This is a genomic window from Nonlabens marinus S1-08, from assembly GCF_000831385.1.
GTDB classification, from domain to species: domain Bacteria; phylum Bacteroidota; class Bacteroidia; order Flavobacteriales; family Flavobacteriaceae; genus Nonlabens; species Nonlabens marinus.
Genome location: NZ_AP014548.1, coordinates 1,605,932 through 1,619,267, shown reverse-complemented (window position 1 = coordinate 1,619,267; position 13,336 = coordinate 1,605,932). Strand labels below are relative to the sequence as shown.

At 39.6% G+C, this 13,336-nt stretch carries 14 protein-coding genes; 9 read left to right on the top strand and 5 right to left on the bottom strand.

Features of this window, described 5'->3' with window-relative positions:
* Positions 1-13 precede the first annotated feature (13 nt).
* The 3 genes from mdh to gyrB all read right to left on the bottom strand — a co-directional run bounded on the left by mdh (position 14) and on the right by gyrB (position 4,218).
* Positions 14-934, bottom strand: a complete 921-nt coding sequence (mdh, locus tag NMS_RS07385) for a malate dehydrogenase (protein ID WP_041496128.1) — start codon at positions 932-934, stop codon at positions 14-16.
* 158 nt (positions 935-1,092) lie between these two features.
* Positions 1,093-2,175, bottom strand: coding sequence for a DUF6588 family protein (locus NMS_RS07380; RefSeq protein ID WP_041496127.1), 1,083 nt, complete (start codon positions 2,173-2,175; stop codon positions 1,093-1,095).
* 105 nt (positions 2,176-2,280) lie between these two features.
* Positions 2,281-4,218 carry a DNA topoisomerase (ATP-hydrolyzing) subunit B gene (gene gyrB, locus NMS_RS07375; RefSeq protein ID WP_041496126.1) on the bottom strand — a complete coding sequence of 646 codons (1,938 nt, stop codon included), beginning with the start codon at positions 4,216-4,218 and terminating at the stop codon, positions 2,281-2,283.
* Positions 4,219-4,382: 164 nt separating this feature from the next.
* Here gyrB and NMS_RS07370 point away from each other — a divergent pair, with 164 nt between their 5' ends.
* On the top strand, positions 4,383-4,922 hold the full coding sequence (locus NMS_RS07370; RefSeq protein ID WP_041496125.1) for a DUF2911 domain-containing protein: 540 nt from the start codon (positions 4,383-4,385) through the stop codon (positions 4,920-4,922).
* On the opposite strand, the gene NMS_RS07365 is transcribed toward NMS_RS07370, so the two are convergent.
* Positions 4,919-5,548 carry a 7-carboxy-7-deazaguanine synthase QueE gene (locus NMS_RS07365; protein WP_041496124.1) on the bottom strand — a complete coding sequence of 210 codons (630 nt, stop codon included), beginning with the start codon at positions 5,546-5,548 and terminating at the stop codon, positions 4,919-4,921. The two genes, NMS_RS07370 and NMS_RS07365, sit on opposite strands and share 4 nt — an antisense overlap.
* 171 nt (positions 5,549-5,719) lie before the next feature.
* On the opposite strand from NMS_RS07365, the gene NMS_RS07360 reads away from it, so the two are divergent.
* The 8 genes from NMS_RS07360 (at position 5,720) to NMS_RS07325 (ending at position 11,602) form a co-directional block, all read left to right on the top strand.
* On the top strand, positions 5,720-7,237 hold the full coding sequence (locus NMS_RS07360; RefSeq protein ID WP_041496123.1) for a helicase HerA-like domain-containing protein: 1,518 nt from the start codon (positions 5,720-5,722) through the stop codon (positions 7,235-7,237).
* A 160-nt stretch (positions 7,238-7,397) separates the two neighbouring features.
* Positions 7,398-7,943, top strand: a complete 546-nt coding sequence (locus NMS_RS07355) for a hypothetical protein (RefSeq protein ID WP_041496122.1) — start codon at positions 7,398-7,400, stop codon at positions 7,941-7,943.
* A 3-nt stretch (positions 7,944-7,946) separates the two neighbouring features.
* Positions 7,947-8,783: an alpha/beta hydrolase gene (locus NMS_RS07350; protein WP_231862371.1), complete on the top strand. Its 837-nt coding sequence runs from the start codon at positions 7,947-7,949 to the stop codon at positions 8,781-8,783.
* A gap of 41 nt (positions 8,784-8,824) precedes the next feature.
* Entirely contained in the window at positions 8,825-9,064 is a 240-nt protein-coding gene (locus NMS_RS07345; RefSeq protein ID WP_041496121.1) for a DUF7218 family protein, read from the top strand.
* On the top strand, positions 9,065-10,087 hold the full coding sequence (locus tag NMS_RS07340) for an AI-2E family transporter (protein ID WP_041496120.1): 1,023 nt from the start codon (positions 9,065-9,067) through the stop codon (positions 10,085-10,087).
* Between the two features lie 58 nt (positions 10,088-10,145).
* A complete protein-coding gene (locus NMS_RS07335; RefSeq protein WP_041496119.1) occupies positions 10,146-10,688 on the top strand; it encodes a ClpP family protease in 543 nt (180 codons plus the stop codon).
* A 63-nt stretch (positions 10,689-10,751) separates the two neighbouring features.
* Positions 10,752-11,168, top strand: coding sequence for a VOC family protein (locus NMS_RS07330; RefSeq protein ID WP_173405821.1), 417 nt, complete (start codon positions 10,752-10,754; stop codon positions 11,166-11,168).
* Positions 11,165-11,602 carry a YkvA family protein gene (locus NMS_RS07325; protein WP_052476818.1) on the top strand — a complete coding sequence of 146 codons (438 nt, stop codon included), beginning with the start codon at positions 11,165-11,167 and terminating at the stop codon, positions 11,600-11,602. Before NMS_RS07330 ends, NMS_RS07325 begins: the two co-directional genes overlap by 4 nt.
* Here the strand turns inward: NMS_RS07325 and NMS_RS07320 are convergent.
* On the bottom strand, positions 11,596-13,230 hold the full coding sequence (locus tag NMS_RS07320; protein WP_041496117.1) for an amidohydrolase: 1,635 nt from the start codon (positions 13,228-13,230) through the stop codon (positions 11,596-11,598). The two genes, NMS_RS07325 and NMS_RS07320, sit on opposite strands and share 7 nt — an antisense overlap.
* Positions 13,231-13,336: the final 106 nt, after the last annotated feature.

Sequence of the window (13,336 nt, the reverse complement as noted above, 5' to 3'; positions counted from 1 at the left end):
TTAAATGAAAGGGTTACAACAAATCATTTGTTGCCTTTACACCTTCAACACTTTTTTGCATGTGTTCTTTCTCTGCATCTGTAAGATCGATTTCCACAATCTTTTCGATTCCTTTAGAGCCCAGCACGACTGGAACTCCTATACATAAATCTGAAAGCCCGTATTCTCCATCTAGTAATACACTACAAGGGAATATTTTTTTCTGATCACAAGCAATGGCTTGTACCAATCCTGAAACGGCAGCTCCAGGCGCATACCAGGCACTTGTTCCTAATAATTTAGTCAATGTAGCTCCACCAACTTTAGTATCTTCTAATACTTGATTCAAACGATCCTCACTTAGAAATTCGCTTGCTGGAACACTATTGCGTGTTGCCAATCTAGTCAAGGGTACCATTCCTGTATCACTGTGTCCACCTATCACCATTCCATCAACATCAGATATAGGTGCTCCTAGAGCTTCAGCAAGACGGTATTTGAAACGTGCGCTGTCTAGTGCGCCGCCCATCCCTATAATGCGGTGTTTAGGTAATCCTGTAGCTTTGTGTGCTAGATAGGTCATCGTGTCCATAGGATTAGAAACCACTATAAGAATAACTTCTGGAGATTCTTTGACAATACTCTCAGCCACAGATTTTACAATACCAGCGTTGATACCTATCAACTCTTCTCTAGTCATTCCTGGTTTACGTGGGATTCCCGATGTTATTACCGCAATATGACTACCCGCAGTTTTAGAATAATCGTTAGTAACACCTGTAATTTTAGTATCAAAGCCGTTAAGTGATGCGGTTTGCATCAAATCCATGGCTTTACCTTCAGCAAATCCTTCTTTGATATCTAATAATACAACCTCGCTAGCAAAATTTTTGATCGCAATGTATTCTGCACAACTTGCGCCTACTGCGCCTGCTCCTACTACGGTAACTTTCATAAAATGGTTTTTAATAATGGGTTAAATAGTTTTCCTTTAAACCCGCATCATGCGGTTTTGGAAAACATTTTTTATTCGAGCTATAAAGATATTAAAAAGGTCTCTCTTTTTGTTTAAATCTATCTCAAAGCTTGATTTGGTTTCTAAAGGATAAGCTGTTAGAATTTAAATGCAATGGCGCCATTAACTGTATCAAAAGCTCCAAATGTATAACCAGCATTCACCTGGAAAAAACCTAATGTAAGCTTCGTCCCTACAGTTCCTAGAGCAGAGCTAACATCTGTTTTTACTGATATAGGATCTTCATAGGTTTGGGCAAAAGGGAACACACTGCTAGAACTGCGCACCGTATACGTTCCCAATAAGTCAGATTCAGTTGAACCAGCATTGTAATTGATACCTCCATAAAAATTAAGCACTTTAAAATCAGTACCCGCAATGAGCGATAGCGTCAAACTTCCTGAGGTAGTTTCCAATCGTTGATCCACACCTTCAACCACCGCACCATCTTCAAAATCATAGCTCGCGTCAAGCTGGCTGTACCCAGCCAGCAAAGAAATATCTACTGGAAGTACATTGTTTTTATCAAAAACATCTGTCAACTGCCATTGTATGGCACCACCGTACAAGCCTATTTCTGCCTCATCAATTTGAACCTTAGGGACAAATCTGGCTTTCAACTCTAATCCTGCACCTAACCCATAACTTACTTGTAGAAATGCCGAAGGAACAAAATCAACTCCCGCATTTCCTAGTCCTTGAGCTAACGTGATTTCATTACGACTGGTCTCAATACCTGTGGTTCGATCTCTCGACACTATTAATAAGGACTGCGAGGGATCGTTTGACCCCAGAGCAGTAGCTACCAAACGAGGGGAATTGTTCCCATCACCAAAGGTTACCCGAATATCTGCCGGTGGATTATTGGTTTGATCGTAAGAATTTTGAAGCAATCGTTGATACTCTTGCGGATCCAGAACAAAAGATTTTTCTTCCTCTTGGGCAAAGGTCGCTTGGGCTCTAAGAATTACATTGAATTTTCCTTGACGTAAAACTCGTGCATCGTCGTACCATCCGGCGGACAAGTTATACGAAAACGCTTCTGCAGCTGGTTTTGAATAGGAATTCGTATAAGAGGTTGCTACATCTAAACCTGCTGCAAGAATGTCAGAGAGCCCGTCTTGAGCTTTAGATATAGTGGTAAACGACAGTGCGGTGATTACAATAAGTGCTTTTTTCATAATTAGGGTTTTAACATTACAAATCGATAAGAACGATTCTTTAACTAAAATATCCCGCAACGATAGGAATCGCTACGGGATAAGATATATTGTATTTACGTAAACTTATGCGTCTATGTTTGCGTAAATCGCATTTTTCTCAATAAACTCTCGACGTGGTGGCACTTCATCACCCATCAGCATGGAGAAAATACGATCAGCTTCAGGTAAACTATCAATAGTTACTTGACGTAGAGTTCTAAATTCAGGATTCATTGTTGTATCCCACAGTTGGTCTGCATTCATCTCTCCTAATCCCTTATAGCGCTGGATCGCAGCAGACCCACCAAACTCTTCATTGATTTCATCTCGCTCCTTATTAGACCAAGCATATCGCTTCTTAGCACCCTTTTTCAATAGATATAAAGGTGGTGTGGCAATATAGATATACCCCATTTCTACAAGCTCTCTCATGTATCTAAAGAAGAACGTTAGAATTAATGTAGCAATGTGCGAACCATCGATATCAGCATCACACATGATGACTACTTTGTGATATCTTAATTTGTCTAGATTCAAGGCTTTAGAATCCTCTTCAGTTCCTATAGTAACCCCTAGTGCGGTGTAGATATTACGGATTTCTTCGTTTTCAAAAACCTTGTGTTGCATGGCTTTTTCCACATTAAGAATCTTACCTCTCAAAGGAAGAATGGCCTGAAAGTTACGGTCACGTCCCATTTTAGCCGTTCCACCAGCGGAGTCTCCCTCAACTAGAAATACCTCGCATTGTGTAGGGTCAGTTTCAGAACAGTCAGAAAGCTTCCCAGGAAGGCCGCCACCACTCATTACTGTTTTACGCTGTACCATTTCACGAGCCTTACGAGCTGCGTGTCTAGCAGTGGCTGCCAGTATCACTTTCTGCACAATCGTTTTAGCATCTGCTGGGTTTTCCTCTAGATAATCTTCTAGCATGGTAGAAACCGCTTGAGACACTGCACTGGTCACCTCACGGTTACCTAGCTTAGTTTTTGTCTGTCCCTCAAACTGAGGCTCTTGAACTTTTACAGAGATAATAGCAGTCAATCCTTCTCTAAAATCATCTCCAGAAATGTCAAACTTCAACTTGTCTAAAAGACCCGAAGCGTCAGCATATTTCTTTAAAGTAGTAGTCAACCCACGACGGAAACCACTCAAGTGCGTTCCACCCTCGTGCGTATTAATGTTATTTACATAAGAGTGCAAATTCTCAGAATAGCTATCGTTATAAATCATCGCTACTTCCACAGGAATGTCGTTCTTTTCACCTTCCATGGAAATCACGTCAGCAATAATAGGTGAGCGAGTATCATCTAAGAAACGGATAAACTCCTTCAACCCTTCTTCTGACTGAAATACTTCTTCAATCACATTCCCATCTTCATCCTTTACTCGTCTATCTATCAAAACGATACGGATTCCTTTATTTAAAAAAGAAAGCTCACGCAATCGATTTGCTAGTGTTACATAGTTGTATTCAACTGTTTGTTGGAATATAGAGCGGTCAGGTAAGAATGTAATTACTGTACCTCGTTTATCCGTAGTTCCAACCTCGCGAACTGGATACATTGCTTTACCGCGTTCGTATTCCTGTTCATAAATTTTACCATCGCGGTAAACCGTCGCTTTGAGGTGATCTGAAAGTGCGTTCACACAACTCACACCTACACCGTGCAATCCACCAGATACCTTATAAGAATCTTTATCAAACTTTCCACCTGCTCCAATCTTAGTCATAACGACCTGAAGAGCAGAAACCCCTTCTTTTTTGTGGATATCAACAGGAATTCCACGACCATCATCAGTAACAGTAACACTGTTGTTTTCATTAATAATCACCTCGATATTATCACAGTGACCTGCTAATGCCTCATCAATGGAATTATCCACTACCTCGTAGACCAAATGGTGTAAACCACGAGTACCTACATCACCAATATACATGGATGGACGCATACGTACATGCTCCATTCCTTCCAGTGCCTGAATCTGATCAGCACCGTAATTTTTCTTGTTATCCTCGCTCATAAAATCCTAGTAAATATTTGCTTTTGTGCGTAATAAACAAATATAGCAAACCATTAGTGTTTACTGGCTGTTCGAGCAGTTAAACGACTTTAAGTTATTAACAAATTATTAATAGCGTCACATACTAAAAATCAAGAATTTTAGTTTGTATTAAAACCAATGCTATGAAATACATTCTCATACTTTTAGCTTCTTTTTTTATCTCAAATGACCTACATAGCCAGGATTTAAAATTTTCTGATTTGGACAAAAGTCCGCTAGATGTAGTGATGTATCGTGATGCAGATCAATCTGCTATTGCAAGAGTCATTTATAGCCGGCCTTCCAAGCGTGATCGAACGGTTTTTGGCGAGCTGGTACCTTACGAGCAAGTATGGAGAACAGGAGCTAATGAAGCTACAGAAATTACATTTTACAAAGATGTGATAATTGCAGACGAGACCGTTGCCGCTGGAACCTACAGCATATATACAGTGCCTAATGAGGACGAATGGACCTTTATCTTAAATACGGACACCACACAATGGGGAACTAATTACAATGAAGAAAACAACGTACTCAAAGCGCCCATGAATGTTACTCCGGCACCAGAATCCATTGAGTCATTTTCCATCACAATTGTCGATGATTTTGATGGTGGCACCATGTTTATGGGTTGGGATAATCGTATCGCAAGCCTAAATTTTAAAGTGGTGCAGCCTTAAGGGATATTTAAATACTTATGGGTTTGCAAAGACACGCGCCATTCTGGGTTTTGCATCACAAATTCCGTGATTTGCGGGATCATTTTTTCTCTTACGGACCATTCAGGCTGTAAAAAAAGCTGGCAAGTCGCAGAAACTTTTTGTGCTTCCGCTTTCGCGAAAGCGAAATCACTTTTATTATAAATGATCATTTTAAGCTCATGTGCTTCTTTGTAGATTTCTGCAACCGGCATTTTCACTTTCTTAGGGGATAAACAGATCCAATCCCAAGCACCGGATAACGGATAAGCGCCGCTGGTCTCAATATGTACCGTCATCCCACGATCTTTCAAGCCTTGCGTCAACGGCTCCATATCCCAGGTAAGCGGTTCCCCACCTGTGATTACTATGGTTTTACTCCACTGTGCAGCATGATCGATAATCTGGTCGATGTGGGTAGGTGGATGCGTGTCTGCATTCCAGCTTTCCTTTACATCACACCAGTGACAGCCTACATCACAACCTCCTACTCTTATAAAATAAGCAGCAGTGCCCGTATGGAATCCTTCCCCTTGTATGGTATAGAATTCCTCCATAAGCGGCAGTAAAGTGCCGGCATTCACCTGATCTTGTATCTTCTTTTCCATGAGAATGCAAAAATAATTCATTCCGCAGTACTGCCCATACCAGATCCTTACTTGTTCACTTTTTGAATCCTACTCACAATCAAATAATTGTCAAATTGAAAAAGAAGTGATCTTATATTCAGATTCCAAAAGGCTTTTATTTTATTTTACATTTGTTTCAAATCCAGATCTATGTCTCAACAAGCCGATTTTGAAAAATTCATTTTAGAAGGTTACAGCCCTAAAGGTGAATCCATCGTAATGGGAGCTGCTATGCTTGATGGAGTTGCTATTAACGGTGCACATGTGAAAGTCCCACTAAAAACAATGAACCGCCATGGATTGATTGCGGGAGCGACAGGAACTGGAAAAACTAAAACTCTACAAATTCTAGCCGAACAGCTTTCTCAACAAGGAGTGCCCACTTTATTAATGGATATTAAAGGAGATTTATCTGGTATTGCTGCAGAAAGTCCAGGCCATGAAAAAATTGATCAGCGTCACGAATTAATAGGACTAGATTTTAAAAAGCGTTCCAGCCCTGTAGAAATTTTGACTATCTCTGATCAGGCTGGGGTGCGTATGAGGGCTACAGTAAGTGAATTCGGCCCTGTGCTCCTATCTAGAATTTTAGATGTTACCGAGACACAGGCTGGAATTATTAGTGTGGTGTTTAAATATTGCGATGATAATAAGTTGCCTTTACTGGACCTCAATGACCTAAAAAAGGTATTGCAATATGCTACAGGAGCTGGAAAAGAAGAATTTCAAGAGAGCTATGGGCGGGTATCCATTTCATCCACTGGAGCTATGTTACGTAAACTCATAGAATTGGAACAACAGGGAGCCGAATTGTTTTTCGGTGAGCGCAGTTTTGAAGTGAAAGATCTGGTTCGAAAAGATAAAAATGGACATGGCTATGTCAACGTCATACGATTGACTGATATTCAAGATCGACCAAAGTTGTTCTCTACCTTTATGCTTAGTCTGTTAGCGGAAATCTACAGTACCTTTCCAGAAAAAGGAGATGCCGACAAGCCTGAATTAGTACTCTTTATTGACGAGGCGCACCTCATTTTTGATGAAGCTAGCAAAGCCTTGTTAAACCAGATAGAAAGTATCGTTAAACTGATACGTTCCAAGGGTATAGGTGTCTATTTTGTAACTCAAAACCCGGCCGATATTCCAGAAGGTGTTTTGAGTCAGCTAGGACTGAAAATACAACATGCATTGCGCGCCTTTACCGCCAAGGATAGAAAAGCCATCAAATTGACGGCACAAAACTATCCTATCAGTGAATATTATGATACGGCTGAGGTGTTAACTTCCCTAGGGATAGGTGAAGCTTTAATATCTGCACTAGATGAGAAAGGAAGACCTAGTCCATTAGCCGCCACATTATTGCGTGCCCCTGAAAGCAGGATGGATGTATTGACAGATAGGGAACTGGACGATTTGATAGCAGATTCAGAATTAACAGACAAGTACAACGAGTCCATTAATAGAGAAAGTGCGGAAGAGCTCCTTCAAGAAAAAATTGAAAAGGCACATGAAGATGAAATAAAAGAAAAAGCACAAAAAGAGCGAGCAAAGACAACCACAACCACCTCTCGCAGATCCAGCTCTAAGCAGAATCCTATCATTAAAGTGTTAACCAGTGCTACCTTTATTAGAGGAGTCATGGGGATTCTAGCTAAGGCTATGAAGTAAGAAGTATATTATTATATGCTGCTCTTAGTAACATATTTCTGATTTCTAAGAAATTTAAGAGGAACTAGTGAGTTGTTCCTATTTTAGGAATTGGAAAGAAACCTTTTATTAATTGGCTAGTCATAGTAGCCATTGTAATTTTACATTTTTAAACAAACCCATGAAGAGATTATTTTTATTAGTACTTGTAGTTGTTGTTTTTGCTAGCTGTGAAAAAGAGCAAGATCCTTTTGAATGGAATAAGGATCGTATAGGCATGTTGACCAAAGATTCTAAAGTTTACCAAATTGATAGTTTATTTGCTAATGATAGCATTGTTACTAGCACCAATGGTGATGAGTTCATGAATGGACCTAACGCCATCGAGATATTTGAAAAAGGAGGCACACATTTATTAACCTTAACACCTTATGATTCTGATAGCACCTCTACCATTGAAAACGTAAGAGTACGGGATGAACGTTTTGCTACGGCAAAAGGCGTTACCATCAAAAGTGATTTTAAAACCATTAATGAAGCCTACAAAGTTGGTGATATAGACAACATGATTAATAGCGCTGTCATCTGGGTAAATGAGGAAAACTTTTATTTTACCATCAGTAAAGACGTACTTCCTGCTGAAACCAAATTTGATATCACAGCACCTATTGAAAAGACGATGATACCAGACACAGCCACACCTGAATTTGTTTTTATAAGCTGGTAAGACATGATCAAGAAAATGATAAACAAAGCCGTACCTAAGTTGTACGGCTTTTACTTTAACACCATTTCCATATTTTCTAAAAAGCGAGGTGCGGAAAAAGCACTTCAAGTCTTCAGTTTTCCCAGAAAAGGTAAAGTGCTTGAATTTCAAAAAGAATTTTTGGAAACTGCGCATCAACAAAAATTGGTCACTGAAGAAGGAATGATTCAGCTGTATTATTGGGAAGGAACTGGGAAGACCGTGTTTATGGCGCATGGATGGGAATCTAACGCTTGGCGGTGGAAGTATTTGATCGATCCTCTTCGTGAATTAGGGTATTCCATAATCGCATTAGACGCACCTGCTCATGGTAAATCTGACGGTACAAATTTCACGGCAGTCAAATATTCACGAGTCATCCGCACGGTGGTAGAGTTATATCAACCTGAAATTATTATAGGTCATAGTGTAGGTGCTATGGCAAGCAGTTTTCAAGAATCCGAAACACCTCATGTGTTTGTTGAGAAAATGGTGTTGCTAGGCAGCCCTAACAAACTAGAAGTGATCATGCGTGATTACCAAAACCTCGTAAGATTTACTAATAGCGTTTACCTGAGTCTCGATAAATTATTACACAGTATTTATGGGTTTTACATACATGAATTTAATACTGAAGATTTTATCTCAAAGATCAAGTGTCCCATTCTTTTAGTTCACAGTAAAGAAGACAGGATTGTACCACATACAAGTATGGAGCAAATAGCTGCTAATTCTAGCAATTCAACAGTTTATTTTTCAAAAACCGGCGGTCATAGCTTGCATACGGAGGAGGTGGTAGAGCAAATCTTAAGTTTTCTCTAAATAAATAGGTCCCACAAAAGTTTATCTTTAAACAAAAAACTATGGAACGACCTAGTATAAAAAATGAAGATCAATATGAAGCTCTACGAGAAGAAGGCTATTCCAAAGAAAAAGCAGCTCGTATAGCAAACACTGAGGATAGTGGTAAAAAAGGTGGTAAAGCTGACCCCTACGAAGAGCGTACTAAAGAAGAATTGTATGAGCAAGCCAAAAAAATAGGTATTGAAGGCAGGTCTTCTATGAATAAAAAAGAATTGATCAACGCTTTACGTAATCACTAGATGAATCAAAAAATTCCAGCGAGCATCATAAGGCAGGTCTTTGTCCTGTTAATTCTAACTGCTATCGCCGTTTTGATTGCCGTTGAAATGGTTCCTTATTTAGGAGGTGTCCTCGCTGCGATCACTCTTTATGTAATCCTTGTCCCGTTGCAGCGCTCATTAGAAAAACACAACTGGAAACCATGGCTTGCTGCAACTGTATTAATGATAGGTGCTGCGCTAGGTATATTACTGCCCATAGCTGGTTTAGCGTTGCTATTTTCAACACAAGTTAAAGATGCTATTTCTAATAGTGAGGAGATTACCTCTAAAATTAAAGGACAAATTAAGGAGATCGAATCCTTTATAGGTTACGATATCGTACCTACAGTTGATAGCGACCAAATCAAAAATGGATTGTCCTATTTGATCAGCAATATTGCCAGTTCCAGCATCACCATATTCATTGCGGTAGGTGTCATGTTCTTCCTATTATACTACATGTTAGTGAATAGAAAAATTTGGCAAGAGGCAAGTATTGCTTATTTACCGCTTAAAAAGAAAAACATAAAAGATATAGGCAAAGAAAGTATCGATCTTGTAAAATCAAATGCTTTAGGGATTCCATTGGTAGCATTAATGCAAGGGGCTGTTGCATTAGTAGGCTATTTTATCTTTGGAGTCGAAAACCCATTTTTTTGGTTCGGAATTACTGTTATAGGTAGTATGATACCGTTTGTGGGTACCGCATTAGGAATAGCACCAGTTTGCCTGCTTTTACTAGCTCAGGGAAATACACAAGCAGCATTAGGAATTCTGATATACGGAGCTGTGGTAGTAGGATCTACAGATAATCTTTTCCGTTTGATTGTTCAAAAACGATTGGCAGATATACACCCATTAATTACTCTAATTGGAGTCGTTGTGGGAGTGCCTTTGTTTGGATTTATAGGTCTAATTTTCGGCCCCTTGCTTATTAGTTTATTCCTTTTATTGATTAAGATCTATAAGCGGGAGTATGGTGAAGGGCAAGAGACTATTTAAGACCATTGCAACAGATTGCTTGGCTAGATTTTATTATTTTTAACCCAAACAAAATTGAATGAGTAAGTTGACAAAACTCCAAGATAAAATTGACGAAAATTTCATTGAACAACGCAAGCTGTTTATATGGGGAATGGTAGACGACAAGACCGCAAGACACTGTGTAGATCGCTTATTGTACTTAGATTCTTTAAGTAATGACGAGATAACTTTTGTAATCAATAGTCCAGGTGGCTATGTAACCGCAGGTTTTTCCATCTATGATACTATGAAGCAAATCAAAAGCCCAGTAAGTACGGTTTGTAGTGGGCTTGCTGCAAGTATGGGAAGTATCCTATTGTCTGGTGGTGAGAAAGGACGTCGCTTTATGCAAAAGCATGGGCGCGTAATGATACACCAGCCAAGTGGTGGCGCCAGAGGTACTGGAGCAGATCTTGAAATAACTGCTAAAGAAATATTGAAAACTAAAGAGTTAAGCGCACAAATCTTAGCAGATAATTGTGGCCAAAGCTTTGAAAAAGTGATGAAAGACTTTAATCGGGATTTCTGGATGGGCGCTGAAGAAGCTGTAACCTACGGTATTGCTGACGGAGTCCTGTAAACTTTGAGAATACATTAACCTGAGCCATCCCACAATGGGATGGCTTTTTTTTATTTTTAGATAATGAATCTAACACCTTTCCATCTCGCAATTCCAGTAAAGGAAATTACCACCACTCGCGCATTTTATCGGGACACACTAGGCATGAAAGAAGGCCGTAGTAGTGATCATTGGGTCGATTTTGATTTCTTCGGGCATCAATTGGTGATTCATATAAGTGAGAATATTGCTCCAGAGGCTGTGAATGCGGTGGACGGGAAAGCAGTGCCAGTCCCGCATTTTGGTGTTGTGCTGGAATGGGATAAGTTTCACGCTTTCGCGAAAGCGTTACAAAACAAAAACATCGAGTTTATCATCGAGCCGTACATACGATTCGAAGGTTTGCCTGGCGAACAGGCGACTATGTTTTTCAAAGATCCTAGTGGAAATGCCTTAGAATTCAAATCATTCAAAGACTTTAATCAAATATTTGCTACATGAAACTAAAAAACTATTTCACTCCAGACGATGAGTATGTACTAGAACAAACGAACGAAACCACTACTGAAGAAGTGGATGAGGTAATAAAACGCGAAGGCAAATTGTCCTTTCTCATGTCTACCGTGAAGGTGTTAAAGAAATACTACAAGCTCGTAGATGTAATGATGATGATGATTAAAGATTACCGTAAGGGTAATTATAAAGCTGTTCCATGGTTTACCATTGCTGCGATAGGAGGCGCATTACTTTATGTATTAAGCCCGTTTGATATGATTCCTGATTTTATCCCTGGTTTAGGGTATATCGATGATATCACGGTATTAACCATTGTAGTAGGCTGGATCGATTCTGACTTGCACCGTTATCTAGACTGGAAACTAGAAACAGAAGGCACAACTCCTGAGGAAGCTAAAAAATTGAGGGAGGCTCAATAAACCTTCTCTCCATTGATGTATGTAGCTTGTACTTTCAATGTAGGAACATTTTGAATCGGCATTTTCATGAGATCTTCTTTAAGAATCATAAAATCAGCCGATTTTCCTTTTTCTAAACTCCCCTTCTCTTTCTCTTCAAAATTAGAGTAGGCTGCCCAGATGGTCATACCACGCAAAGCATCTTCTCTGGACAAGGCATCTTGCATATTGAATCCATTTTCAGGATACACACTCGTGTCTTGTCTGGCAACTGCTGCATAGAAAGTTAAAAATGGATTCACCTGCTCCACTGGATAATCTGTACCTAAAGCAACCATTCCAGATTGATCCAACAGCTTTTGATAAGCATAAGCCCCCTTTATACGCTCCGCTCCCACTCGATCTTCTGCCCAGTACATATCACTTGTAGCGTGGGTAGGTTGTACAGAAGGTAAAATTCTATCGCGGTCAAAATATTCAAAATCAGCTGGGCTGATAATTTGAGCATGCTCTACGCGCCATCTTCTATCTGGCATGTCATTTAATAGTTCGCGATACGTTTTCAATACAACAACGTTTGCGCTATCGCCTATGGCATGTGTGTTCATTTGATAATCAGTAGCAGCGATACGTTCTGCTGTTTTTTTGAAGTCTTCTACACTACTCAATAATGCCCCAAAGTGATTTTCTCTATCAGAATACTCTTCTTTCATTGCTGCACCGCGAGATCCTAAAGCGCCGTCAGCATAAAACTTGATAGATCTAACATTCAATCGATCCGTCTTAATGATGCCTTTATCTAGATAATAATCCAGATTTTCTGGTGTATTACTCACCATAGCGTAAACCTTCATTTTGAGAGCTCCTGCCTGCTGTAAGCTATCAATCAGTTCGATGGTGTTGCGGTTTAGACCTGCATCGTCCACGGTCGTCAATCCATAACTAAAATTAATTTCCTGCGCATCCATCAGTGCCTCCACATCTGCTTTGCGACTATCTACTGGAAAGGTTTTTTCAATCAACTCCATTGGGTTATCAACTAAGATTCCCGTTAGCTCACCATCCTTTTGCTCAATATCACCACCAGAAAACGGAGTGTTTCTATCGATCCCTGCCAGCTTAAGAGCAGCATCATTTACAATCATAGCATGACCATCAATGCGTGTTAATGCAACTGGGGTGTCTGGGAACAGTTCGCTTAATTCAGCTTTAGTAGGATATTCTTTAATATCCCAATCGTTCTGGTCCCAACCGCGACCTATGATGTACGCCGTATTATTTTTTTCTTGAAAAGCTTCTACCTTATCTAATACTTCCTGATAACTGGTGGTCCCCACTAAATCTACTTGCTGTAATTGTTGCCCAAATCTGTAAAAATGGCAATGTGCATCAATAAGTCCAGGGTATACGAATTGACCAGCAAGGTCAATAATTGTATCTGCTTTAAGATTAAGAGCATCAATATCGTCCTGAGAACCAACAGCGATTATTTTCCCGTCACGAACTGCCATTGCGGTAGCTGTAGAAAACTCATTGTCTACAGTATAGATCGTTCCATTTTGATAAATAGCATCTACATAATTGTCGGCGTCTTTATTTTGGCAACTGATGAGGCAAACTAAAAGGGCAAAGAAGGATATTTTTTTCATGTGGTAAAAATAAGGTAAATGCAGTTTTGGCGAAAGTTATGAAGTTTTAAGACAATCGATATTATCAAAAATTCAAATAACTACATAAAGTCTTCTATAGCAAATT

Excerpts from the sequence above, each read along its gene's own strand:
- mdh (WP_041496128.1), bottom strand. The coding sequence starts at position 934 with ATGAAAGTTACCGTAGTAGGAGCAGGCGCAGTAGGCGCAAGTTGTGCA.
- gyrB (WP_041496126.1), bottom strand. The coding sequence starts at position 4,218 with ATGAGCGAGGATAACAAGAAAAATTACGGTGCTGATCAGATTCAGGCA.
- NMS_RS07330 (WP_173405821.1), top strand. The coding sequence starts at position 10,752 with ATGAATCTAACACCTTTCCATCTCGCAATTCCAGTAAAGGAAATTACC.
- NMS_RS07355 (WP_041496122.1), top strand. The coding sequence starts at position 7,398 with ATGAAGAGATTATTTTTATTAGTACTTGTAGTTGTTGTTTTTGCTAGC.
- NMS_RS07320 (WP_041496117.1), bottom strand. The coding sequence starts at position 13,230 with ATGAAAAAAATATCCTTCTTTGCCCTTTTAGTTTGCCTCATCAGTTGC.
- NMS_RS07325 (WP_052476818.1), top strand. The coding sequence starts at position 11,165 with ATGAAACTAAAAAACTATTTCACTCCAGACGATGAGTATGTACTAGAA.
- NMS_RS07360 (WP_041496123.1), top strand. The coding sequence starts at position 5,720 with ATGTCTCAACAAGCCGATTTTGAAAAATTCATTTTAGAAGGTTACAGC.
- NMS_RS07365 (WP_041496124.1), bottom strand. The coding sequence starts at position 5,548 with ATGGAAAAGAAGATACAAGATCAGGTGAATGCCGGCACTTTACTGCCG.
- NMS_RS07350 (WP_231862371.1), top strand. The coding sequence starts at position 7,947 with ATGATCAAGAAAATGATAAACAAAGCCGTACCTAAGTTGTACGGCTTT.
- NMS_RS07370 (WP_041496125.1), top strand. The coding sequence starts at position 4,383 with ATGAAATACATTCTCATACTTTTAGCTTCTTTTTTTATCTCAAATGAC.
- NMS_RS07380 (WP_041496127.1), bottom strand. The coding sequence starts at position 2,175 with ATGAAAAAAGCACTTATTGTAATCACCGCACTGTCGTTTACCACTATA.
- NMS_RS07345 (WP_041496121.1), top strand. The coding sequence starts at position 8,825 with ATGGAACGACCTAGTATAAAAAATGAAGATCAATATGAAGCTCTACGA.
- NMS_RS07335 (WP_041496119.1), top strand. The coding sequence starts at position 10,146 with ATGAGTAAGTTGACAAAACTCCAAGATAAAATTGACGAAAATTTCATT.
- NMS_RS07340 (WP_041496120.1), top strand. The coding sequence starts at position 9,065 with ATGAATCAAAAAATTCCAGCGAGCATCATAAGGCAGGTCTTTGTCCTG.